Origin of the sequence: Azospirillum brasilense (assembly GCF_003349955.1) — a bacterium.
GTDB lineage: Bacteria > Pseudomonadota > Alphaproteobacteria > Azospirillales > Azospirillaceae > Azospirillum > Azospirillum brasilense_B.
This window is the reverse complement of record NZ_QLKQ01000044.1, coordinates 12,147-38,981: the sequence shown is the minus strand read 5'-3', so window position 1 is coordinate 38,981 and position 26,835 is coordinate 12,147. Positions and strand designations below refer to the sequence as shown.

At 72.5% G+C, this 26,835-nt stretch carries 2 protein-coding genes; both read left to right on the top strand.

The window, feature by feature from the left end:
* Positions 1-90 precede the first annotated feature (90 nt).
* Complete coding sequence (locus DXK32_RS32250) at positions 91-25,521, top strand: non-ribosomal peptide synthetase (RefSeq protein ID WP_162801252.1); 25,431 nt, start codon at positions 91-93, stop codon at positions 25,519-25,521.
* Positions 25,514-26,815 carry a flavin-containing monooxygenase gene (locus DXK32_RS19135; RefSeq protein ID WP_114859978.1) on the top strand — a complete coding sequence of 434 codons (1,302 nt, stop codon included), beginning with the start codon at positions 25,514-25,516 and terminating at the stop codon, positions 26,813-26,815. The genes DXK32_RS32250 and DXK32_RS19135 overlap by 8 nt, the downstream gene beginning before the upstream one ends.
* Positions 26,816-26,835 lie beyond the last annotated feature (20 nt).

The window sequence follows — 26,835 nt, the reverse complement described above, 5'->3', positions numbered from 1 at the left end:
GAACACCGCCGGGAGAACCGTCGGCCGGAAACGTCGGGCGGTCCGACGCCGTCCTCTTCCCCAATGGTCCAAGGTTCGTCGGGTGCCGCCATGGATACCGAGAAGAAACTCAGGGAAATCGAAGACGCGTTCCGGCGGGCGCAGGCTGCCCGGCCACCGCTGCCGCCGCCGGCTCCGAACGGTGGAGCGGGGGCGGCGGCACCGGCGGACCATGGGTTGGAGCCGGTGGCGATCGTCGGCCTGTCGGGCTTCCTGCCCCGGAGCGCGTCGATCGACGCGTTCTGGGCGCATCTGGACAACGACACGCCGCTGATCGAGGCCATTCCCGCCTCCCGGTTCAGCCTGCATGGCATCGACGGGCTGGCCGGCACCGCCGGGCCGTTCGCCGCCTGGGGCGGGCTGATCCCGGACATCGCGGCTTTCGATCCGGAGTTTTTCAGGATTCCACCGGGCGACGCCGCGGCTATGGACCCGCGGCTCCGCCTTCTGCTGATGTCGGCCCACCAGACCCTGGCCGACGCGGGTTACGCGCCGCAGGCGCTGAAGCGCAGCCGGACCGGCGTCTTCATCGCGGCCCAGGACAACGAACACCTCACGATCCTGCGGGAGGCCGGCTTCGACACCGCCGATGCGTACGCGCAGGCCTGCATGCTGGCCAACCGCATCTCCTACGCCTTCGATTTCCGGGGCGCCAGCGAGGTGGTGGACGCCCAGTGCCCGGGGGCGGCCGTCGCCATCCACCGCGCCGTCTCCGCCCTGCGCGCGGGCGAGATCGACCTGGCGCTGGTGGGGGCCGCCAGCCTGCTGCTCCGCCCGGAACCCTTCGCGCTGCTGTCGGAGTCCGGCCAGTTGAGCCGGACCGGCTCGGTCGCGTCGTTCGGCCCGGACGCCGCCGGACACCTGCGCGCCGAAGGTGTCGCCAGCCTTCTGCTCAAGCCCCTGCGCCGGGCGCTGGCCGACCGCGACATCGTCCACGCGCTGATTCGCAACAGCGCGGTCAACTACAACGGCCAGGGCGGGGCATCCATCGCGGCCCCCAACCTGGAAAGCCACATCGACCTGATCAAGACCTGCTACCGGCGCGCCGGCGTCGACCCGCGACGGATCGGCTATATCGAAGCCCAGGGCATGGGCAACGTGCTGGCCGACCTGACCGAGTGGCAGGCCTTCAACCGCGCGCTGTCCGATCTGGCGCGGGAACGGGGGATCGCGCTGCCGCCGGGCGTCTGCCGGGTCAGCACGGTCAAGCCCTTCATGGGGCACATGGAGTCGGCCTCGGCGCTGGGCGCGCTGTTCAAGGTCGTGCGCAGCCTGCAAACCGGCCTGATCCACAAGGTCGTCGGCTTCACCGAACCTCACCCGGACATGGACCGGGACGGCCCCTGCGCCGTCGCCGCCGAAACGGCGCCCTGGCCGCGCGGCGACGGCCCGCGGCTGGCCGGCGTGCACTGCTACGCCATGGGCGGCACCAACGCCCATCTGCTGATCGAGGAATTCGACGCCCCGGACGCCGCCACGGCCCATTCCGAGCCCAGTGCCGAGCCCAGTGCCGAGCCCAGTGCCGGCCCGGAACTGATCGTCCTGTCCGCCCGCACCGAAGCCAGCCTGCGCACCATGGCGCACCAGCTTCATGAGCGGCTCGACCCCGCCCGCGGCCCCGCGGCCCTGGCGGACATCGCCTGCACGCTCCAGATCGGCCGGGACGAGTTCGAACACCGTCTGGCCTGCGTGGCGTCCACGGTCGCAGAACTGCGCGCGGCGCTCGCCGAGCATATCGGCCTGCCGGCCGCCGGGCCGGGTACGGCGGCCCTCCCCCCCATCCTCACCGGCCGGGCGGAGCCATCGGCCGGACAGCCGGTGACGATGGCGGACGGCGGCCCCGACGCCCTCGCGGCGCACTGGGTGCGGGGCGGCGCCGTCGACTGGGCGGCGGTCCGGACCGGCCGGCCTGGGCGCCGGGTCCGGCTGCCGGCCTACCCCTTCGACACCCGCCCCTACTGGGTCACCCGAACCGGCGGAGACAGGCCGGCTCCATCCCCGGCCGCAGCGGCCACCGATGCCGGCGAACTGACGATCCGCGCCGCCCTCGCCGACCGGATCGCCGCGGCGCTGGACCGGCCGGCCGACCAGATCGACCTCGACCAGCCGCTGTATGATTTCGGCGTCGATTCGGTGCTGGGCCTGCGCCTGCTGCGCACCCTCGCCCGCCGGTTCAACCTCGCCGTCCAGGCGCGGGACGTCATCGCGCACCCCACCATCCGCGCCCTGGCGCGCCATCTCGCCGGCAAGCGGATCGACGCGCCGGCGCCGGCGGCTCCCGTCACCGTGCTTCCGGCCAGCCGGCGATTCCCGCTGTCCGAAGGCCAGCAAGGGCTATGGGCGCTCCACTCCCTAGCGCCGGACATGCATGCCTACAACCTTCCCCTGTGCTTCCGCATCGCCGATGCGGTGGACACCGGGGCGTTGCAGGCGGCGTTCGCGCACCTGCTGGCCAGCCACCCGCTGCTCGGCAGCCGGTTCGTGGTGATCGACGGCACGGTCCAGCGCGAAACCGGCGCCGTGGCCACCCCGGCCCTGGAGCGGCGCGACACCGCCGGCCTGACGCCGGACGGCGTCCTGGCGGAGATCCGCGAAGCCGCCCGGCGCCCCTTCGATCTGGAGAACGGGCCGCTGGTCCGCCTGACCCTGTTCAGCAACGGGCCGCGCGACCACCATCTGCTGTTCACGGTCCACCACATCCTGTTCGACGGCGGCTCCTTCCTGCCGGCCTTCAGCACCCTGTTCCGCGCCTACCGGTCCATCCGCCAGGGGGCCGCCCCGGATCCGACCCGGCCGGACGACGCCTACGCCGCCTTCGTGGCCTGGGAACGGCGCATGCTGGACGGCGACGCGGGGGCCGCGCACCGGGCCTATTGGGCGGCGCAACTGTCGGGCCCCCTCCCCGTGCTCGGGCTGCACAGCGACCTGCCGACGTCCGGGATCGTCCGCTTCGAAGGCCGGTCGCACCGGCTGACGCTCGACACCGCCCTCTCCGCGCGGGTCAGGGCCTTCGCCCAACGCGAGCGGATGAACCTGTCCACGGTGTTCCTCGCCCTCTACATGGTGCTGCTGCACCGGTACACCGGGCAGGACGACATCATCGTGGGAATGCCGGAGAAGGGTCGGTCGGAGGACGCCTTCGAAACGGCGGTCGGCTATTTCATCAACATGCTGCCGATCCGCAGCCGCGCCCTGTCCGCTCGCCCCTTCGCCGAGCTGGTGCGCGAGCTGCAACTGACCCTGGCCGACGCGCTCGACCACGCCGCCTACCCGTTCCCGGCGATGGTCCGCGACCTCCGGATCGCGCCGTCGGACGAGCGCGCGCCGGTGTTCCAGGCTGCGTTCGAATACCAGCACGTCTTCTCGAGCACCGACCTGCAAGCCTTCAACCGGGAATTCGGCGAGGCGCTGTCCATCCGCTTCGTCGACGAGATCGGGCAGGAGGGCGAATACGAGCTGGTGCTGGAGGTGCGGGAGCGCGACGACGATTTCCTGTTGGTCCTGAAGTTCAATCCCACCGTCTTCCGGCCCGCCGCCATCGCCCGGCTGGGCGAGCATCTGTTGCGGCTGGCCGATCAGGCGACCGGCGCCCCCGACCGCCGGCCCGCCGACCTCGACCTGCTGACGGAGGCGGAAAGCCGGGCGCTCGCCGGGATCCTGAATGACACCGCCACCGACTTCGGCACGCGGGACTGCGTGCACCACCTGTTCATCCGGCAGGCGCGGGCGACCCCGGAGGCCGTCGCCGTGGAATGCGGGGACACCCGCCTGACCTACGCCGACCTCGACCATCGCAGCCGCCGGCTGGCCAAGCGCCTGCAAGGGTTGGGCGTGCGGCCCGACCAGCCCGTCGGCGTCTGCCTGGAGCGGTCGGCCGATCTCGTCGTCGCCCTGCTCGGCGTCGCGAGGTCCGGCGCGGCGTGGTTGCCGCTCGACCCACGCTTCCCCGGCGACCGGCTGGCCCATCTGCTCCAGGACAGCGCGACCGCCCTGGTGCTCACACAGGCGGATCTGGAATCGCGGATGCGCGCCATCGCCGGGCAGGCGGGGCGCGGCGACGTGACCTTCCTGGCGCTCGACACCGGTTGGCCCGCGATCGAACGCGCGGCGGGGGATGGGGCGCCGGCGGAGGCGGGCGGGCCGGACGCCCTCGCCTACGTCATCTACACCTCGGGCAGCACCGGCCGGCCCAAGGGCGTGATGGTCGAACACCGGGCGCTGACGAACTTCCTGCTCTCCATGGCGCGCCGTCCGGGCATGTCGGCGGAGGACCGGCTGCTGGCGGTCACCACCCCGTCCTTCGACATCGCGGCGCTGGAGCTGCTCCTACCGCTGGTCTGCGGCGGACGCTGCATCGTCTGCCCGGCGGACGCCGTCGGCGACGCCACCCTGCTGCGCCGGGAAATCGCCCGCGTCCGCCCGACGGTGATGCAGGCCACGCCATCCACCTGGACGATGCTGTTCCACGACGGCTGGCGCAACGAGGAGGGGCTGCGCATCCTGTGCGGCGGCGAAGGGCTGCCGGAGGAGCTGCGGCAGCGCATCGCGGCGACCGGCGCGCCGGCCTGGAACCTGTACGGCCCGACCGAGACGACGATCTGGTCCACCCTGGCGCCCATCGGCGCGGAGGCGACCATCGGCACCCCGATCGCCAACACGCAGGTGCACATCCTCGACGCCTGCGGCCGTCAGGCGCCCATCGGGCTGCCCGGCGAACTGTGCATCGGCGGGGCCGGTCTGGCGCGCGGCTACTGGAACCGGCCGGACCTCACCGCCGAGCGCTTCATCGACAACCCGTTCCGGCCGGGCGAGCGGCTGTACCGAACCGGTGACCTCGCGCGCTGGCGCGACGACGGCGTGCTGGAGCATCTCGGCCGGCTCGACCATCAGGTCAAGATCCGCGGGCACCGCATCGAACCGGGCGAGATCGAAAGCCGGCTGGACCAGCATCCGGCCATCCGGCAGAGCGTCGTCGTCGCCCGCGAACAGAGCGGCGGCGCGCAGCTGGTCGCCTATTGCGTCCTGAAGGAGCCCGGCCGTTCCCCGGCGCCGACCCACGCGGAGCTTGCCCGCCATCTGGCGGACTGGCTGCCGGACTACATGGTGCCGGCGCTGTCCGAGGTGCTCGACGCGTTGCCGCTGACCGCCAACGGCAAGATCGACCGCAAGACGCTCAGCCAGCGCGTCCCGAACGTCCGGCGCGAGGAACGGCGCGCACCGGCGACCGACATCGAGCGCACCGTGCAGGGGCTGTGGCGGGAGCTGCTGAGGCTCGACACGGTCGGCACCACCGACGGCTTCTTCGAGGTCGGCGGCGATTCCGTGTCCGCCGTGATGCTCGCCCGGCGCATCGCCGGAACGTTCGGCGTGGACTTCCGCGCCGCCGATCTGTTCCGGCACGCGACCATCCGCGGCATCGGCCGGTTCCTGGCTGAAAAGGGTCTGGCTGAAAAGGGTTTGGCCGAAAGCGCGCCGCCGACGCAAGCTCCCATCCCGGCGGCGTCCACCGCGGCGGCAAGGCCCGCCCCCCAGCGTGGCGATGCCGACGACAGCCTCGCCATCGTCGGCATCGCCTGCGGCCTGCCGGGGGCGAAAACGCCCGCGGAGTTCTGGCGCAATCTGCGGGCCGGCCGGAACTGCGCGACGCGGTTGTCGCGCGAGGCGCTGCGCGAGGCCGGCGTCCCCGACCACGTCGTCGATGATCCGAACTTCGTCCCGGTGCAGTATTGCATGGAGGGGCGCGACCGCTTCGACGCCGGCTTCTTCAACATCTCCGCCAAGAACGCCCTGTTCATGGATCCGCAGTTCCGGGTCCTGCTGCAGCACGCGTGGCAGGCCATCGAGGACGCCGGATACGTTCCGGAGGACATCCCGGACACCGCGGTGTTCATGTCCGCCAGCAACGGCTTCTACAAGACGCTGCTGCACAGTTCGGGCGCGGTCGAGCCCGGCGACGCCTACGCGTCCTGGATCGCCGGTCAGGGCGGCACGATTCCGACCATGGTGTCCTACCAGCTGGGCCTGACCGGGCCGAGTCTGGCCGTCCACACCAACTGTTCCTCGTCACTCGTCGGTCTTTATCTGGCGGCCCAGGCGCTGAAGTCCGGGGAGGCGCGGTGCGCCCTGGTCGGGGCGGCGACACTGTTCCCGATTCCGGGCGCGGGGCACCTGCACCTGCCCGGCATGAACCTGTCCAGCGACGGCCTCTGCCGGGCCTTCGACGCCGACGCGGACGGGCTTGCCGGCGGCGAGGGCGCGGCGGTGGTGATGGTCAAGCGCGCGCGCGACGCCATCGCCGACGGCGACCACATCTACGCCCTGGTGCGCAGCGTCGCCGTCAACAACGACGGGGCGGACAAGGCGGGCTTCTACGCCCCCAGCGTCCGCGGTCAGGCCGAGGTCATCCAGAAGGCGCTGGACGCCGCCGGCGTGGATCCCGCGACCATCGGCTATGTGGAGGCCCACGGCACCGGCACCCGTCTGGGCGACCCGGTCGAGGTCATGGCGCTGGCCGAGGTCTACCGCCGCCACACCGACCGCCGTCAGTTCTGCGGCATCGGCTCGGTCAAGCCCAACATCGGCCACCTCGATTCCGCGGCGGGGCTGGCCGGGCTGGTCAAGGTCGCGCTCTGCCTGAAGCACGGCGAGATTCCGCCGTCCATCAACTTCACCCGGCCCAACCCGGAGATCGCGTTCGAGACGTCCGCCTTCCGCGTCGTCGACCGGCTGACCCCCTGGCCGGCGGCGGACGGCCCCCGACGCGCCGGCCTCAGCTCCTTCGGCATCGGCGGCACCAACGCGCACGCGATCCTGGAGGAGCACCGGCCGGCCGCTCCACCGACCCCGCCGACCGCGCAGGGTCCGGCCGACCAGCTCATTGTCCTCTCGGCCCGGACGGCGGACCGGTTGAAGGCCGGCGCCGCCCGCCTGCTGGCCTTCCTGGCGACCGAGCCCGAGGCCGCCGCCATCGATCTGCGCGATCTGGCCTTCACGCTCCAGCGCGGGCGCCGGGCCTTTGCCCACCGGCTTGCGCTGCGCGCCGCCTCCGTCGCGGAACTGGCGAGCAAGCTGGAACGCTACGCCGCCGGGGCGACCACCTTCGACGGCTGCTGGGAGGGTGTCGCCGGCACCGGCGGCCTCGGCGCGCTGATCGCCGACGAACGGGAGGACGCCGACGCGCTGGTGGGACAATGGCTGGCGCGCGGCCGGCTGGACCGGGTGGCGCGCGCCTGGGTCGACGGCATGGCGGTCGATTGGGCGCGGCTGCACGCCGGAACCAGCCCGCGCCGCGTCAGCCTGCCGACCTATCCGTTCGCCGAGGAGCGGCACTGGATCGACGGAATGCCGGGCGCCGCCGCGGCGCCGGCCGTCATGACCGGCGGCGCGCCCGCGCCGGCGGACGCGGTCTGGCTCGCCCACCCGGTGTGGCGGCCGCAGCCGGCCGATCGGACCGCCCCGGCCCCCGCCTACGACCGGCGCGTGGTCGTGCTGTGCGGGCTGCCGTCCGGCGTGGGCGACGGTCTGGCCGGGCGCCTGCCCGGCTGCGCCGTGACCCTGCTGCAGCCGCCCGGCGCCGAGGTGCCCGACCGCTTCCTGGCCGCCTGCGTGGGGCTGCTGGACATCGTCCGCCCGCTGGTCGCCGACACCGGGCGGCGCACGCTGCTCCAGCTCGTCCATGTCGACCAGTGCATGCACAGGCTCTACGCCGGCCTGTCCGGCTGGCTGAAGTCGGCGCAACGGGAAAACCCGCGGCTGACCGCGCAGCTCATCGCCGTCGGCCCGGACGAAACCACCCTGTCCCTGGCGGAGAAGATCGAGGAGAACCGCGGCGCCGCCGGCCTTCTCGACATAAACTACCGCACCGGGAGCCGGACGGTCGCCGACTGGGCGCCCCTGCCCCCGCAGGCGGGCCTTGCGGCGCCGCCCTGGAAGGAGCGTGGCGTCTATCTGATCACCGGCGGCACCGGCGGGCTCGGCCTGATCTTCGCCAGGGACATCGTCCGGCGGGTCACGGCGCCGACGCTGATCCTGGTCGGCCGTTCCCTTCCGACCCCGGCGCGGCAGGCCGACATCGCGGCGTTGCGCGCGGCCGGCGCCACGGTGGATGTCCGGCAGCTCGACATCGGCCGAAGGGCCGACGTCGACGCCCAGGTCGCCGACATGGTGCGGCGGTGGGGCCGGATCGACGGCGTCCTCCACGCCGCGGGCGTCACCCGCGACAATTTCCTGCTGAAAAAGACGGCCGGCGACGTCCGGGAGGTGCTTGGCGCCAAGGTCGGCGGGCTGATCAACCTGGATCACGCCACCCGCGACCTCGACCTCGACTTCATGGTGCTGTTCTCGTCGGCCGCGGCGGTCCTGGGCAGCGCGGGGCAGGCCGACTACAGCGCCGCCAACGGCTTTCTCGACGTGTTCGCCCGCTATCGCAACGAGCAGGTGTCGCTGAGGCGCCGCCACGGCCACACCCTGGCCATCGATTGGCCGCTGTGGAGCGACGGCGGCATGCGCCCGGACGCCGCCGCCGAACAGGCGATGCGCGATCTGGGGCTGGCGCCCCTGGCGACCGCGGACGGGCTGACGGCCTTCTCCCGCGCGCTCGCCGCCGGTCACAACCAGACCCTGGTGCTGGCGGGCGCGCCCGGCGCCATCGCGCGCCTGATGGCGCCGGGCTCCGCGCCGGCGGCGACCGCAGCCGCCCCGGATGGCACCCCGGATGGAGATGCCCCGGACGCCGGCACCCTGCGGCGGCACACCGCGGACCGGCTCAAGCGCCTGCTCGCCGAAACCGTCCGGCTGCCGGAAGACCGCATCCAGTCCAGCGAGCCGCTTGAAGGCTACGGGGTGGACTCCATCGCGGTGACCCAGATGAACCGCAAGCTGGGCGACGTCTTTGGCCCCATTTCCCGCACCCTGCTGTTCCAGTACCCGACGCTGGACGCTCTGGCCGGCCACCTCGCCGTCAACCACGCCGCCGCCTGCCGCCGCTGGACCGGGCAGGAGGCCGTTGCGGCGCCACCACCAACCCCACTGCCAACCCCGCTGCCGACGCCGGCCCGCGACACGCGCGACCCCATCGCCGTCATCGGCCTCAGCGGCCGCTACCCGCAGGCCGACACGCTGGAGGCCTTCTGGGCCAACCTGCGCGACGGCAGGGACTGCGTCGGGGAGATCCCGGCCGACCGCTGGCCCCTGGACGGCTTTTTCGAACCCGACGCGGCCAAGGCGGTCGCGGAGGGCAAGTCCTACGCCAAGTGGGGCGCGTTCCTGGACGGTTTCGCCGACTTCGATCCGCTGTTCTTCAACATCGCCCCGCGCGAAGCCCGCGCCATCGACCCGCAGGAGCGTCTGTTCCTGCAATGCGCGTGGGAAGCGCTGGAGAGCGCCGGCTACACCCGCGACGCCCTGCGCGACGGGGCCGGGCGCCGCGTCGGCGTCTTCGCCGGCGTCACCAAGACCGGGTTCGACCTGTACGGGCCGGAGCTTCGGCGGCGGGGGCAGGTGGTGTTCCCGCACACCTCCTTCAGCTCCATCGCCAACCGGGTGTCCTATTGCCTGAACCTGGGCGGCCCGAGCATGCCGGTGGACACGATGTGCTCCGCATCGCTCACCGCGATCCATGAGGCGTGCCAGCACATCCGCCACGGCGATTGCGACATGGCGCTGGCCGGCGGGGTCAACCTGTACCTGCACCCGTCGGGCTATGTCGGGCTGTGTTCGGCCTACATGCTGTCGCGCGACGGGCGCTGCCGCAGCTTCGGGCGCGGCGCCAACGGGTTCGTGCCCGGCGAAGGCGTCGGCGTCGTCCTGCTGAAGCGGCTGTCGCAGGCGGTCCGCGACGGCGACCCGATCCACGGCGTCATCCTGGGCACCGCCGTGAATCACGGCGGCAAGACCAACGGCTACACCGTGCCCAACCCGGCGGCCCAGGCCGAGGTGATCCGCGATTGCCTGCGGCGCGCCGGCGTCGACGCCCGCACCGTCGGCTATGTCGAGGCGCACGGCACCGGCACCGAACTGGGCGACCCGATCGAGGTGACGGGCCTGACGGAAGCCTTCCGGCACGACACGGCGGAGGCCGGCTTCTGCGTTCTGGGTTCGGTGAAGTCGAACATCGGCCATCTGGAGGCCGCCGCGGGCATCGCCGGCCTGACCAAGATCCTGCTTCAGATGCGGCACGGCCAGATCGCGCCCAGCCTGCACGCGCGGGAGACCAACCCGAACATCGACTTCGCCGCCACGCCCTTCGCCGTGCCCCAGACGCTGTCCCCTTGGACGCGCCAGCGCCATGCCGTCGACGGTCAGCTGCGGGACATCCCCCGCCGCGCCGGCCTGTCGTCCTTCGGCGCCGGCGGCTCCAACGCCCATGCGCTGATCGAGGAGTACATCCCGCCGGACGCCCCGGCGGCGCCCCGCCGGTCCGCCGGGGACGCCGGCCCCGCCGTCATCCTGCTGTCCGCCCGGACGGAGGAGCGGCTGCGGCAGGTCATCGTGAACCTGCACGCCTTCCTCGCCGCCACGCACGCGGACGGCGCACCGTCGCTGCACGACATCGCCCACACCCTTCAGGTCGGCCGCGAGGCGTTCGAGGAGCGGCTGGGCTTCGTCGTGTCGTCGCTGGAGGAGCTGCGGGCCACGCTCGCCCGTCTGCTCGATCCCGCCGCCCCGCGCGACGGCCTGCACCGGGGCCGCATCCGGCGCAACCGCGACGAGCTGCTCGCCCGCGCCGCCGACCCGGCGTTCCGCGCGCAGGCCGACGCCTGGATGGCCGGCCACCGCTACGAGGCGCTGCTGGAGGAGTGGACGAAGGGCGTGCCGGTGGACTGGAGCCGGCTGTACCCCGGTGAAAAGCCGCGACGCGTGCCGCTGCCGACCTACCCGTTCGCCCGGCAGCGGATCTGGTGGGACACCGCCGACACCGCCACCGCGCCGGCCGCCGCGCCGGCCGTTGCGGAGGCGCCCGCCGCGTCGCGCGGCGAACTCGCCGAGACCATCCTGATGCGGCCGGTCTGGGATGCCGTCGCACCGGCCGAACGGCCGTTCCTGCCGAGCGGCGCCCGCGTCGCCATCATCGGCGGGTCCTGCGCGCAGAAGGCCGCCCTGCGCGACGGCCTTGCCGCCGTGGACATCGACCTCGCGGCGGGGGCGGAGGTCGCGGACATCGCGCACCGCCTGCGCGCGGCCGGTCCCCTCGACCACATCGTCTGGTTCGCCCCCGCGGTGCCGGTCCGGGACGCGGCCGGCGAGGCCGTCCTCGCCGCCCAGGACGGCGGCGTCGTGCAGGTGTTCCGCCTCATCAAGGCGCTGCTCGCCGAGGGCTACGGCGACCGGCCCTTCGGCCTGACCGGCATCACCACCCAGACCCTCGCCGTCAGCGACGGCGAACCGGCCGACGCCGTCCACGCCGCCGTGCATGGCCTGCTCGGCAGTCTGGCGCGGGAATATCCGGGCTGGCGGGTCCGGGCGCTGGACGTCGCGGCCGATGCCCGCTGGCCCCTGCCCGGCCTGTGGTCGCTGCCACCGCAGCCGCAGGGCGAAAGCTGCGCGTGGCGCGGCCGTGAATGGCTGAAGCAGAGCCTCGTGGCGCTGGACCTGTCGCGCGACGCCGGAACGGACGCGGCGATGGGACGCCGGAGCGGCGTCTATGTCGTGATCGGCGGCGCCGGCGGGCTGGGCGCGATCTGGTCGCACGCCGCCCTCCGCGACCATGGCGCCCGTGTGGTCTGGCTCGGCCGCTCGCCGCTCGACGCCGCCGTGCAGGCGAAACTGGACGCCGCGGCCCGGCACGGCGCGGCGCCGCTCTACATCCAGGCCGACGCCCGCGACGACCGGGCCATGGCCGACGCGGCGGAGCGCATCCGGCGGACCGTCGGCGCGGTCAACGGCATCGTCGTCTCCACGCTCGGCGATTACGACAAGAGCCTCGCCCGGATGCCGGAAGCGCTGTTCCGCGACATCCTGTCCACCAAGCTCGACGTCGCGGTGCGTACGGCCCGCCACTTCCGGAACGACCCGCTGGATTTCGTGCTGTTCTTCTCCTCCATGGCGGCGTTCGCCCGGCCCGGCGGCATGGCGGCCTACGCGGCGGCCAGCACCGCCTGCGACGCGCTGGCGCGCCGCTTCGCCCGCGACGGGATCGTGCCCGCCCGCGTCATCAACTGGGGCTATTGGGACGTCGGCGGCGGCGCCAGGGTGACCGGCGCCGTCAAGGGGCTGGTCGGGTCCCGCGGCGTGGAGCCCCTGGACCCGGCCGGCGGCCTGGATGCCATCGGCCGGCTGCTCGCCATGCCGCTGGCGCAGCTTGCGGTGACGCGCACCCGGCAGCCGGAATGGATCGAGACCTACGCCCCCGGCGACCGGACGCGCTGCCTGCCGGCGACCGGCGCCTCCTTCGCGACGGCGCTGGCCGCCTGGCGCCCCGAACAGGCCGCCCCGGCGCCCAACCCCAGCACCCGCCGGCTGGAGGACTGGATCGCCCGCCTGCTGCTGGTGGAGATGCGGCAGCTTGGCCTGCTGGCCGCCGACGGGCCGTTCGACGCCGACGCGCTGCGCCGCCGATCCGGCATCCTGCCGAAGTTCGAACGCTGGTGGCGGGAGGCGCTCAACATCCTTTTCGACCGCGGCTTGCTGGATCGGCCCGGCGAAACGCCGGCCATCGGTCCGGCCGGCGCCGCGCTCGGCCGCGACGCCGTGTGGCGGCAATGGCGGGAGGAGAAGCCGCGCTTCCTGGAGGAACCGGAAACCCGCACGCTGGCGGTGCTGATCGACGATTGCCTGACGCAACTGCCCGACGTCCTGCACGGCCGGACGCTCGTCACCGACATCCTGTTCCCCAACGGGGCCATGGACAAGATCGCCGGCCTGTACCGCAACAACCGCGTCTGCGACCATTTCAACGACGTCGTGGCCGGCGTCGCCGTGACCTACATCCGGAACCGCCTGCGCGAGGATCCCGCGGCCCGCATCCGCATCCTGGAGATCGGCGCCGGCACCGGCGGCACCTCCACCACGGTCCTGGCCGCGCTGGAGCCCTGGCGGCACGCGGTGGCGGAGTACTGCTACACCGACCTGTCGCAGTCCTTCCTCCGCCACGCGCGGGTGCGCTACGGCGACCGCTACCCCTTCCTGACCTACCGCATCGTGAACGCCGAGGAGCCTCTGGAGCCCCAGGGCATCGCGATCGGCGGCCACGACATCGTCATCGCCACGAACGTGCTGCACGCCACGCGCAACATGCGCAGCACCACGCGCACCGTGAAGACCGCCCTGCGCGCCCACGGCATCGCGGTGCTGAACGAGATCAGCGACAAGACCGTCTTCGCCTCCGCCCTGTTCGGCCTGATCGACGGCTGGTCGCTGGCCGAGGACGAGCACTGGCGCATTCCCGGCAGCCCCGGCCTGTACCCCGACGCGTGGCGCGACCTGCTGCTTCAGGAAGGCTTCCGCAGCGTGCTCCACCCGGCGGCGGCCGATCACGGGCTGGGCCAGCAGATCATCGTCGCGGAAAGCGACGGGGTGATCCGCCAGAGCGCCGCCGCCATCCGCCCCGCCGCCCCGGCTGCCGTCCCTCCACCCGTATCGCCGGCACCGGTTCCCGCGATCCCGGAACCTCTGGTCCCCACGATGAACGTTCCCGACGCCGACCCCACCGAGCTTGTCCAGACCGCGATCCTCGACAGCCTTGCCGACGCGCTGGGAATCGGCCGCGACGCGATCGAGCTGGACGTTCCCTTCTCCGACTACGGCGTGGATTCCATTCTGGGGGTCGGCTTCATACAGCAGGTGAACAGCGCGCTGGGGGTGAAGCTCAACACCACGATCCTGTTCGATCACACCACCGCCGCCCGGCTGACCGCCCACATCGTCGAGGCTCATCCGCAGGCGGCGCGCGCCCTTCTGCCTCAGCCACCGTCGCCTAAAGCGATGGCCGCCGCCATCCACAGCGCCGACCGGATTTCCGAACCTCCGCCAGCGGCCGCCGGCCGGTCCGGGACCCGGGGCATCGCCATCATCGGCATGTCCGGGCAGTTCCCCGGCGCCGCCGACGTGGACGGCTTCTGGCGCAACATCATCGACGGCGTCGATCCCATCGTGGATCTGCCGGCCCACTATCTGGACCCGCAGAACATCAGCACCGACAAGCAGCCGGGCAAGAGCTATTGCCGGCGCGGCGGCGTGCTGGAAACCCGCGATTGCTTCGATCCGCTGTTCTTCAGCCTTTCGCCGCGCGAAGCGGTGTCGATGAATCCGCACCAGCGGCTGATCCTGCTGGAAGCGTGGCGGGCGCTTGAGGACGCCGGCTGCAACCCCCGTTCCCTGGCGGAAAGCCGGACCGGCATCTATGTCGGCTGCGAGCCGAGCGCCTACGTGCATGAAAGCTTCACCGGCGCGTCCGACGCCATCGTGGCGTCCCGCCTGTCCTATTTCCTGAACCTCAAGGGACCGGCCCTCGCCGTCAACACCGGATGCTCCTCCTCGGCGGTGGCGCTGCATCTCGCCTGCGAGAGCCTGCGCAACGGCGAAACCGATCTGGTGCTGTCCGGCGGCGCCTTCGCCGTGATGGGCGATACCATCCTGGTCGGCCTGTCGCAGACCGACATGCTCAGCCACGACGGCCGCTGCCGCGCGTTCGACGCCGACGCCGACGGCATGGTGATGTCGGAAGGTGTGGGGATGGTCGCCATGAAGCGGCTGGAAGACGCGCTGGCCGACGGAGATTCCATCTACGGCGTGATCCGCGCCTCCGGCTTCAACCAGGACGGCGCCAGCAACGGCATCACGGCCCCCAGCGGCATCGCCCAGCGGCAACTGATCGTCGATGTCTACGAACGGTTCGGCATCGACCCGGAACGCATCACCTATGTCGAGGCCCACGGCACCGGCACCAAGCTGGGAGACCCGGTGGAGGCCAACGCGCTGATCCAGGCGTTCCGCCATTTCACGCCCAAGACCGGCTTTTGCGCCATCGGCAGCGCCAAGACCCACATCGGCCACACCGCCGGCGCGTCCGGGGTGGCCGGGCTGATCCATGTCCTGCTGTGCCTGAAGCACGGGCAGGTGGCGCCGATGCGCAACTTCCGGCGCATCAACCCGCTGATCGACTTCGACAATTCAGCCTTCCGCCCCAACACCGGCCTGCCGGACTGGCCGCGCCGGGACGGCAGGCCGCGCATGGCGGCGCTCAGTTCCTTCGGCCACAGCGGCACCAACGTGCACATGGTGGTCGAGGAATTCGTCGGCGACGATTCCGCCCTCCGCCCCGCGGCGGACGAGCCGGAGCTGATCGTCCTGTCGGCCAAGGACGAGGAGCGCCTGGACGAGGTGGCGGCGAGGCTCCACGCCTTCGTCGGGCGCCTGCTCGACTCGCCGGCACCGGTCACACCGGTCACGCTGGCCGACATCGCCTGGACGTTGCAGACCGGCCGGGCCGCCCTGGAACAGCGCCTGGCCTTCGTCGCCCGTGACCTGCCGGATCTGGCGCGCACGCTCGACGCGCTCCGGCGGGCGGGCGGGACGCTTCCGCGCGTCGCCGCCGGCCGGGTGGAACCACGGAGGAACGGGCGCCCCCGGCCGGCCGCGGGCGACGCCGGGCTGTCCGCCCAGGTCCCGCAATGGCTGGCGAACCGCGACCTGGACGCGCTGGCCGACGGCTGGACCAGGGGGGCGGAAATCGACTGGAACCGGCTGCCCCGCGCCGCCCGCCCGCGCCGATGCCATCTGCCGGTCTATCCGTTCGCCCGCGAACGCTACTGGAAACCGGCCGCTCCGCTGCCGCGGTTCGGGTCGGCGGCTCTGCATCCGCTGGTCCACCGCAACGACTCGACCCTGGCGCGGGTGGAATTCCGGACCACCCTGACCGGCGCCGAGTTCTTCCTGGCCGACCATGTCGTACAGGGCCGCCGGCTGCTGCCCGGCGTGGCGTGTCTGGAAATGGCGCAGGCGGCGGTCCGCTTCGCCATGGGCGACGCGGCACCCCGGCACCCGCGCCGGCTGTCCAACATCGTCTGGACGGCCCCGGTCGGGGTGGCCGACGCCCCGGTGGAGCTGACCATTGCCATCGACCGCGCGTCCGGCGACGGTCTGGCCTACCGCGTCACCAGCCGTTCCTCGGATGGTGAAACGCGGCTCCATCACCAGGGCGTGGCCAGCGGGGCGCCCGTCTCCGCGGAGGGGTGGATCGACCTTGCCGCGCTGCGCGCCGAGCTGGCCGGCGCCGCGCTGCCCGCCGAGGCCTGCTACGCCGCGCTCCAGGCGGCCGGCGTCGTCCATGGCCCGACCCTGCGGGTGATCGGCAGCCTCCACGCGACCGGGGAGCGGGTGCTGGCGGAGCTGACCCTGCCGCCGTCCCTCGCGGACACCGCCGACGCCTACGATCTGCACCCTGCCCTGCTGGACGGCGCCTTGCAGGCGTCCGTCGCGCTCGGCCTTGCCGGCGGCGGGGACGGAGGTGGTGCGCGGCCGGCCCTGGTGCCGTTCACCCTGGACGCGCTGGACATCCTCGGCCCCTGTCAGGCCACCATGTGGGCGGCGATCCGCATGGCCTCCGGCCCGTCCGCGGCGGGCGTCCAAAAGCTGGACATCGACCTGTGCACCGGAGCCGGCGAGGTCCGCGTCCGGCTGCGCGGATTCGCGTCCCGCGCCGCCGCGCCGAAGCCGTCGGCCGCGCCGTCCGAGGCGCCGGTGGAGGTCGTGACCGAATACAGCGGAGCCGAGCCTTTCCTTCGCGACCACAGCGCCATGATGCCGGCCACGGTCTATCTGGACCTCGCACGGGCGGCGGCGGCGCGGGCGGGCATCCGGATCGCCGGGCTGTCCAACGTCGTCTGGCCCCACCCGTTCTTCGTGCGCACCGCCGGGGACGCGCTGGTGACCCGGATGGAGCCCGCCGGGGACGCCCCGACCTTCGCCATCGCCGCGCGCGCTCCGGCGGATGGCGGCGACCGTCCTGCCGTCCATTGTCAGGGCCGCGTGATCGTCGGCCCGGCCGGCGGAGACGCCCACGACGCCGACCCGCATGCCGACCTGGACTCCATCCGGGACCGCTGCACGGCCTGGCTGACGCGGGAGGACTGCGACCGGATCATGCGCGGCACGCACGGCCCATCGCTGCTGTGCATCACCCGTCTCGACCACAACGACCGGGAGGCGCTGGCCCAGGTCGCGCTGCCGGTCGGGCTGCACCTCGACGGGTCGGACGACGCGCTGCACCCCAGCCTGCTCAACGGCGCCATCCTGACCGCGGTGATCTGGTGCCTGACCCGCCGGCCGGGCGCCGATCTGCCGATGCCGTTCAGCCTCGACCGGCTGCGCCTCCATCGCCCGCTGCCCACCAGCCTGCACGTCCATGTCCGCTCCGCCGATCCGGCCGGCGGCACCCCGCAAGGCCTGGAAACCCTGGACATCACCCTGCACGACGACGGCGGCCGGCCCGTCGCCTCGCTGGAGCGGTTCACCCTGCGCTTCGCTGCGCCGCCGGCGCGGCTGGTGCTGGCCGCACCGGACTGGACGGAACGCCCCGTACCGGCCGCGCCCGTGCCGGTTGCCGGGGCGAGCCCGGCCTTCGTCCTGGCGCCCGGACAGACGGCGGTGCATACGGCGCTGCGGTCGCGCTGGCCGGACAGCGACATTCTCGTGCTCGACGATGACGACGGCGCCGCCGGGATCGAGCGGTCCTTTCACCGGACGTTGGAGCTGTGCCGGCGCCTGCTGAAGCGGCCGGGCGGCGGTGGGCAGCCGCTGATCCTGCTGGTCCCCGACGACGACCGGGCGTGGCGCCACGCGGGCCTCGCCGGGCTCATCAAGACGGCCCGTCTGGAGCAGCCCAGGCTCCTCGCCCTGGCGGTCCGGCACGCCGCGACCGACGCCCCCGGCGCCGCCCGTCTGGTGGAGTGCATGGCCGCGGAGATCGCCGCGGACACCGGCGATGTCGAGATCCGCTACGACGCCTCCGGCCGGCGCCACGTAAGGACTCTGGCCGAGGTGCCGCCGTCGGAGACCGGCACCGGCGCCTTCCGGCGCGGCGATGTGGTCTGGATCACCGGCGGTCTGGGCGGCATCGGGAAGGCCGCCGCCCGCCATCTGGCCGTGACGCGCGGCGCCCGCGTCGTGCTGACCGGACGCAGCGCGCTCGACGCGGCCGGGCAGGCGTTCATCGACGACCTGCGGCGCCAGGGCGGCGACATCGTCCATCTGGCGGCCGACATCGCCGACCCCGCCGCTGCCGCGGAGGCCGTGCGCCGGATCCGAGAGACCCATGGCCGGCTGGACGGCGTCCTGCACGGCGCCGGCGTCATCCGGGACGACTACATCGTCAACAAGTCGGCCGAACAGGCCGCGGATGTCTTGCACCCGAAGGTGGCCGGCGCGCTGGCGCTGGACGCGGCGACGGCCGGGCTGCCGCTTCGCCATTTCGTGCTGTTCTCGTCGATCGCCGGGGCGCTTGGCAACCCCGGACAGGCCGACTATGCCGCCGCCAACGCCTTCCTCGACGCCTTCGCCGGGCACCGCGACGAGCGGGTGCGCCGGGGCGAGCGGTCCGGCCGGACCGTCTCCATCAACTGGCCGCTCTGGCGCGACGGGGGCATGAGGATGGGGGCGGCGAACGAGGCGCTGATGGCCCAGGCCACCGGCATGGTCGCCATGGACTCCGCCGACGGCCTGCGCGCCCTGGAGCAGGCGTTGGCTGAGGAGCGGACCCGGCTTCTGGTCGCGTTCGGCGACGCCGACCGCATCCGCGGCGGCCTTCTGGCCTTCCGCTACCCCGCCGCCCGGACGGAACCCGGCAACGACCGGAACGGAGACGGGGCCGGAGACGGGCGGGCGTCGCCGGACAGGCTGCGCCAGGCCGTCGCGGCGGAGCTGGTGCGGATCGTGTCGGAGGTGCAGCGCATCCCGGCGACGAAGATCGCCCTTCACCGGGACCTGTCCGACTACGGGTTCGATTCCATCACCTTCACCGAACTGGCCAACGCGCTGAACACGGCCTATGGGCTGATGCTGATGCCGACCCTGTTCTTCGAGATCCCCGATCTCGCGGCGCTGGCCGACCATCTGATCGCCCACCATCGCCCGGCCCTGCTGAAACGCCACCGCGCCGCCATCGACCCGCCGCCGGTCCAGACCATGGCCGAGGCGATGAGCGCCCCGGCGGTGACGGCCCCCGTGGCGCGACCCGCCGTGCCGGACGGTCCGGCGGCACGCGAATCCGCACCGGCCGCAGAGGACGAAGCGGACGAAACGGACGACGCCGCCGTCGCCATCATCGGCGTCGGCGCCAAGCTGCCCGGCGCCGCCGATCTGACGGAGTTCTGGGACCATCTGGAAAACAACCGCGACCTGATCACCGAAGTGCCGGCGGATCGCTGGGACTGGCGCGCGGTCTACGGCGATCCGCACCGGGAGCCGGGCAAGACGCGGGTCAAGTGGGGCGGCTTCCTGGCCGACGCCGACCGGTTCGACGCCCGGTTCTTCAACATCGCCCCGGCCGAGGCGGAGGTGATGGACCCCCAGTTCCGGCTGTTCCTGGAAACCGTCTGGGCCGCCATCGAGGACGCGGGTTACCCCGCCGGCCGTCTGGCCGGCAGCCGCACCGGCGTGTTCGCCGGGGTCGCCACGGCGGACTACAAGGATCTTCTGGCCGAAGCCCGCCGCCAGGGCGCCGTCCGGTCGGCGGCCGAGCCCTTCCCGTTCATGGTCGCCAACCGTGTGTCCTTCTGGTTCGACCTCAACGGCCCCAGCGAGGTCATCGACACCGCCTGCTCCAGCTCGCTGATCGCCATCCACCGCGCGGTCGAAAGCCTGCGCCAGGGCGGTTGCACCATGGCGCTGGCCGGCGGCGTCAACGTGATCGCCGGGCCGCGCCTGACCATCGCGTCCAGCCAGGCCGGACTGCTCAGCGAGGACGGCCGCTGCATGACCTTCGACCAGCGGGCCAACGGCTATGTCCGCAGCGAAGGGGTCGCCGTGCTGCTGCTGAAGCCGCTGGCGCGCGCCATCGCCGACGGCGACCGGATCCAGGGCGTGATCCGCGCCAGCGGTGAAAACCACGGCGGCCGGTCGGCGTCCCCGACGGCGCCCAACGGCGCCGCCCAGCGCAAGCTGCTGGTCGACGTGCATGGCCGGGCCGGGATCGACCCGCGCAGCGTGACGTACATCGAGGCGCACGGCACGGGCACCGCCCTGGGCGACCCGGTGGAGGTCAACGCCCTGAAGGGCGCCTTTGCCGACCTCTACCAACGGGCGGGGCTGGATGCGCCGGCGAAGCCGCATTGCGGCCTCGCGTCGGTGAAGGCGAACATCGGCCATCTGGAGGCCGCCGCCGGCGCCGCCGGGATCGTCAAGGTGCTGCTGATGCTGAAGCACCGCAAGATCCCCGGCAACCCGCAGCTCCGGACACCCAACCCGTACCTGACCCTGGACGGCACGCCGCTCTATCTGGTCGGTGGCACCCGCCCCTGGGACCCGGCGGTCGGCCCGGACGGCACGCCCTTGCCGTTGCGGGCGGGCGTCAGCAGCTTCGGAGTCGGCGGCTCCAACGCGCATGTGATCATCGAGGAGCACCGGCCCGCCGCGGCCGCTGGGGGCGACGCGTCGCCGTCCGGGCCGGCCCTGATCGTCCTGTCGGCCCGCGACGAGGACCGCCTGCGCGACGCCGCCGCCCGGCTGCGGGCCTTCCTGTCGGCCGACGGCGGCGCCCTGCGCCTGCACGACGTCGCCCACACGCTGCAAAGCGGCCGGGAAGCGATGGCGCACCGTCTGGCCTTCGCCGCCGCCACGGTCGCGGAGGTCGTGGACCGGCTGGGCGCCTTCCTCGACGGCGTGGCGCCGCTGCCGGGCCTGCACTTCGGGCAGGTTCCGGAGCAGAACGGCGGCCTCGTCCCCTTTGCCGACGACGACGACATGGCGGCGACCATCGACGCCTGGATCGCCAAGGGCAAGCACGACCGCCTGCTGTCCGCCTGGGTCAACGGCCTCGCGGTGGACTGGTCCCGGCTCTATGGGGACCAGCGGCCGTGCCGTGTCGGCCTGCCCACCTACCCCTTCGCCCGCGACCGCTTCTGGGTGTCGGCCGTCACCACTCCGGCGGCAGTGGCGGAACCGGCGGCCGACGCCGTCCTGGCGTTCGAGGAGTCCTGGGCCGAAACGCCGTTGGACGCGACGCCCGGCCACGCCCTGCGCACGCTGGTCTGCCTCCTGTCCGATCCCGCTCACCAGCGGGTCGCCCGCGAGGCGTTCGCCGCGCGCGACCCGGCGTTGCGGGTCGCCTTCGTGGACCGGGAAACGGCGGTGGACCGGGACGCCTGCGCCAAGGCCCTGTCGGCCATCAAGGCGGAGGCCGGGGGCATCGACGCCGTGCTCTACCTCTGGCCGCTGGAGGACCGCCGCCTGATCGCCGACAGCACGCCCATCCTGTTCCTGATCCAGGCCATGGCGGCCGCCGGGGTGGAGCCGGCGCGGCTGGTCCTGTCCGGCGCCCACACCAACGACGTGGAGCGCTGCCACCTGGATTCCTGGGTCGCGTTCGACCGGTCGCTGCGCATGGCCCTGCCCCGGACGCGGGTGGCGGTGGTCTTCCGCGACGGCGCGGCAGCAGGCGCTCCGGAGCCGCTGCGCCCCTGGCTGGGCCGGCTGTGGGACGAACTCCGCGCGCCGCGGCTCCAGAGCGCCTGGTACCGCGCCGGGATCCGCCACACCCCCGCCGTCCGGCCGGCGGATCTGGCCGAAGGGGGCGAAAGCCTGCTGCGCCAGCGCGGCACCTACCTGATCACCGGAGGCTGCGGCGGTCTGGGCCTGATCTTCGCCGAACATCTGGCCGGCCGCTACGGCGCCAACCTGCTGCTGACCGGCCGCGCGCCCCTGGACAGCGGACGGCGGTCGGCCCTTCGGACGCTCCTGGAGCTTGGCGGGCAGGCGCTCTACCTCCAGGCCGACGCCACCGACGCCACGGCCATGGCGGACGCGGTCCGGCAGGCGCGCGCGCGGTGGGGCCGGATCGACGGCGTGCTGCACGTCGCCGGGATCAGCGGCGCCGCCCCGCTGCTGCAAGCCGATCCCGCGGGCTTCGCCCGTGTGCTCGGGCCGAAGGTGGCCGGCACCCTGGCGCTCCACGGCCTGTTCGGCGACGCCCCTCCCGACTTCATCGCGCATGTCTCCTCGTCGTCGGCCGTTCTCGGCGATTTCGGTTCGTGCGACTACGCGCTGGCCAACCGGTTCCAAACCGCCTTCGCCGCCGGGCAGTCCGCTGGAGAGTGCCGGACCTTCGCCGTCAACTGGCCGCTCTGGCAGGACGGCGGAGGGCGGATCGGCGACGACGACCAGACCCGCTTCTACCTGCGCTCCACCGGCCAGCGGCCGCTCCGGTCGGCGGAGGCCCTGGCCCTGTTCGAACGCGCGCTGGCGTCCGGCAAACCGCAGCTTCTGCTCCTGGCCGGCGATCCCGCCCGGCTCGGCACGCTGGCCGCCGCCGCGGTCGCCGCACCGGAACCGGCCCCCGCAAGACGCGACGGCGACGCCCTGGACCAGTCGGTTCTGCGGGACGTCAAGGCGCAGATCTGCGATCTGCTGAAGGCCCGGCCGCAGGATGTCGGAAGTCACAAAAATCTGGCCGACTTCGGCTTCGATTCCATCAGCCTGATGGAATTCGCCCGCGTGCTGAACCGGCTTTACGGGCTGGAGCTCAGCCCGTCGGTGTTCTTCAGCCACGCCACCCCGCAGCGTCTGGCGGCCTATCTGATCCGCGACCACCGCGCGGCGATGGAGGCATTCTACGCCGACGCCAGCACCGACCGGGAACCGGAACCGCCGGCCCCCGCCGCCGCGGAACCGCCCCCGATTCCGGCCACGGTCACCGCCCGGACGGATGGCCCCGAGCCGGCGCCCGAGCCGATCGCCATCATCGGAATGAGCGGCCGGTTCCCCAAGGCGCGCAACGTGGACGAGCTGTGGTCGATCCTGGACCAGGGCATCGACGCGGTGGAGGAGATCCCGCCCGACCGCTTCGACTGGCGCCGGTTCTACGCCGGCCGGAACGCCGGTCCCGGCGCGTCGAACAGCAAATGGTGCGGCTGCGTCCCCGGCATCGCCGAATTCGACTCGCTGTTCTTCGAGATCTCGCCCCTGGAGGCGGAGCGGATGGACCCCCGCCAGCGTCACCTGCTCCAGGAATCCTGGCTGGCGCTGGAGGATGCCGGCTACGGCCCGGCGCAGATCGGACGGCAGCGCATCGGCATGTTCGTCGGCGTCGAGGAAGGTTGCGACTACCAGCGCCGCCTGACCCAGGTGAGCCTGACCGCCTCGCACACCGGCATCCTGGCCGCCCGGCTGGCCTATTTCCTGAACCTGAAGGGGCCGGTGCTGGCGGTCAACACCGCCTGCTCCTCCGCCCTGGTGGCGGCGCATCTGGCCTGCCGCAACCTTCTGGACGGGGAATGCGACACGGCGATCGCGGCCGGCGTCAACCTTCTGGTGTCGCCGGAAGCCTATGTCGGCATGACCCAGGCGGGCATGCTGTCGCCCGACGGCAAGTGCCGCGCCTTCGATCACCGCGCCAACGGGCTGGTTCCCGGCGAGGCGGTGGCGGTCGTCGTGCTGAAGCGGCTGTCGCGCGCGCTGGCCGACGGCGACCCGATCCACGCCGTGATCCGGGGTAGCGGCGTCAACTACGACGGCCGCACCAACGGCATCACCGCCCCGAGCGGCGAGGCCCAGACCGAGTTGGTGCGCGACGTCGTCCGGCGGTCCGGCGTGGCCATCGACGACATCGACTGCATCGTCGCCCACGGCACCGCCACCCAGCTCGGCGATCCGGTGGAGGTGAACGCGCTCAACGACGCCTTCAGGGGGGCCACGGACCGCCGGGCCTTCTGCGCCCTGACCTCGACCAAAAGCAACCTCGGCCACACCTTCGCCGCCTCGGGCCTGGTCAGCCTGATCGGCCTCGTGCAGGCCATACGGAACCGCGTCATCCCGCCGACGCTCCATTGCGAGAAGGAGAACGCGTTCGGCGCCTGGCGCGACAGCCCCTTCTTCGTGAACAAGGCGCGGCGACCCTGGGAAAAGCCGGCGGGCCGGGAGCGCGTCGGCGCGGTCAGCGCCTTCGGCATGAGCGGGACGAACGCCCACATGCTGGTCGCCGAACACACATTCCCCGCCGCCGCCCCACCGGCCGCCCCACCGGCCGCATCGCCGTTCCATGTCCTGACGCTGTCGGCCAAGACCAAGGACGCTCTAAAGGAGCAGAGGGAGCGGATGGCCGCCCACCTGCGCACGACCGGCGACGGCATCGACGCCATCGCCTACACCCTGTTGCAAGGGCGCCATCATTTCGAACACCGCACGGCGATCGTCGTCGCCGACCTCCGCGAGGCTGCCGAGGCCTGGAGCGGCACGGCTGCGCCCGCCCGCCATTCGGATGGATTCGCACCGCACGACGTCACCGGCGACGGCGAGACCCGCGACACCATCGCCCGGCTGGTCCGTCGGGCGGTGGAACAGCGCGGCCGTCCGGCGGAATACCGCGAGACGCTGGCGGCCCTGGCCCGCTTCCACTGCGAGGGGCACGACGTCCCCTGGGGCGACCTGTACAGCCCGGCGCCACGGCGTGTCGGCCTTCCCGGCTATCCCTTCGCCCGCGAACGCCACTGGATCGACGAGCCGGCCCGGACGGAGCCCGCGCCGCCGAAGACGACCCGTGCGGCCGAGCCCGCCGCGCTGGCCCTGACGGTGCCGGATCGTGTCCACGACGCGGCACGACGGCAAACGGGCGGGCCGGTGACGGCGCTGCGCAACCTCGTCTGGGGAAAGCCCGCGGGGGGTGAAGTGGCCGGGGAGGGCGATGTCGCCGTGACCTTCCACCGACAGGCCGGCGCCCTGCTGTTCTCCGCCGCTGCAACTTTCGGCGATGCAACGGCCGGCGCTGCAACGGCCGGCGACGTCGTCGCGTGCGGCGAGGCCGTCCAGGGCGAAGCCGGCGGCCCGCTGCCCCCCAACGTCGCCGTGGCGCGCCTGCGCGCCGGCCTGAAGCCGCTCGCACATGGAGCGGACACGCGGATCACCGCCGTCTACGGCAACGCCACGCAGCGCTTGGCGACCGTCGCGCTGCCGGGCGGCGAAGCCGGGAACCGCCCGTTCCATCCCCTTCTGCTGGAAGCCGTCCGCCGCCTGATCGGAACCTTTGACCAGGGGGCCGACCAGGAGGTTGGGCGGGTCTGGCTGCCGTCCTCCCTGCGCCGCATCGTCTCCGCGGGACCGCTGCCGCAGGAGGTCGCCCTGCATCTGGTGCGCACGGCCGTGCGCGACGGGGTCTGGATCTTCGACGCCACCGCCTACCACGCCGCCGGGCAGGCTGCCGGGCGGGCGTGCCTGCACCTCCAGGACTTCGCGAGCACCGCCGATCCCCGCCTGCTGGAAGGCCGCTTCCGGCACGAACCCGGCGGGGACGATCGCACCACTGTCGAAAGCCGCAGCAAGGAACTGTGTCATGCATGAATCGGTGAAGGTTTGCATCATCGGCGGTGGTCCGTTGGGCATCGGACTGGGCCGCGAACTGGGTGAAGGCGGCATCGACTACGACCTGTACGAGGCGGAGTCCGACCTCGGCGGCGTGTGGAACGGCGACGCGGAGTGCGGTCGGACCTACCCGTCGCTGCACCTGATCTCGCCGAAATTCAACACCCAGGTGCCCGACTTCCCCATGCCGGATTCCTATCCGGTCTATCCGAACCACCGTCAGATGCTGGATTACATGCGCGATTACGCGCGCAAGTCCGGCGTCTACGATCACGCCGTCTTCAACACCGCCGTGTCCTGGCTGACGCCGGCCGGTGAAGGCTGGGACGTCGAACTGTCGACCGGGGAGCGCAAGCACTACAGCATCGTGGCCGTCTGCAACGGCGCGCAGCGGCAGCCGCGCTATCCCGACCCGCCCCTCCCCGGCCGGTTCACGGGGGAGGTGATGCATTCGATGCACTACAAGCACCCCGACCAGATCCGGGACAAGCGCGTGCTGGTGATCGGGGCCGGCAATTCCGGCTGCGACATCGCGGTGGACGCGGTGCACCACAGCCGCGCCGTGCACCACAGCACGCGGCGCGGCTATCACTATTACCCCAAGTTCATCGGCGGCAAGGCGACGCCGCAGTGGATGCTCCAGCTCGGCAACAAGTTCGAGACCAAGGAGCAGACCATGGCCTACATCCGCCAGGTCTTCAAACTGGCGGGATACGACGGCGAGGATTACGGCCTGCCGAAGCCGGACCACCCCATCGACGCCGCCCATCCGATCATGAATTCGCAGATCCTCTACCACATCGGCCACGGCGACATCGTGCCGAAGCCGGACGTCCGCCGCTTCGACGGAAGGACCGTGCACTTCGCGGACGGCACGTCGGTCGAGGTGGACGTGGTCGTCTACGCCACCGGCTACGACCGCGATTTCCCGTTCATCGATCCGGCCCTGCTGGAGTGGAAGAACGGCATTCCGGATCTGTTCATCCACATCGTCCCGCGCAATCTCGACAACCTCTTCTTCTTCGGCTTCGTCAACGCCGCGGCGGGCCTGGGCGACGGCCTGCGCCTGCAGGGCCAGTTCGTGCGCAGCTACATCAGCGCCTACGCCGGCAAGACCTCCGGTTACCACCGCTTCATCGAAGCCAAGAAGAGCCAGAACCCGGATCTCGGCCAGGACTACTACCTGGATTCGCACCGGCATCTCTGGGAAGTCGATTTCTGGAAGTTCATCAAGATCGCACGGGCCTTCCGCGACATGCTGGACGAGCGGTGACCGGCCAGCCGGCAACAGAA

Excerpts from the sequence above, each read along its gene's own strand:
- DXK32_RS32250 (WP_162801252.1), top strand. The coding sequence starts at position 91 with ATGGATACCGAGAAGAAACTCAGGGAAATCGAAGACGCGTTCCGGCGG.
- DXK32_RS19135 (WP_114859978.1), top strand. The coding sequence starts at position 25,514 with ATGCATGAATCGGTGAAGGTTTGCATCATCGGCGGTGGTCCGTTGGGC.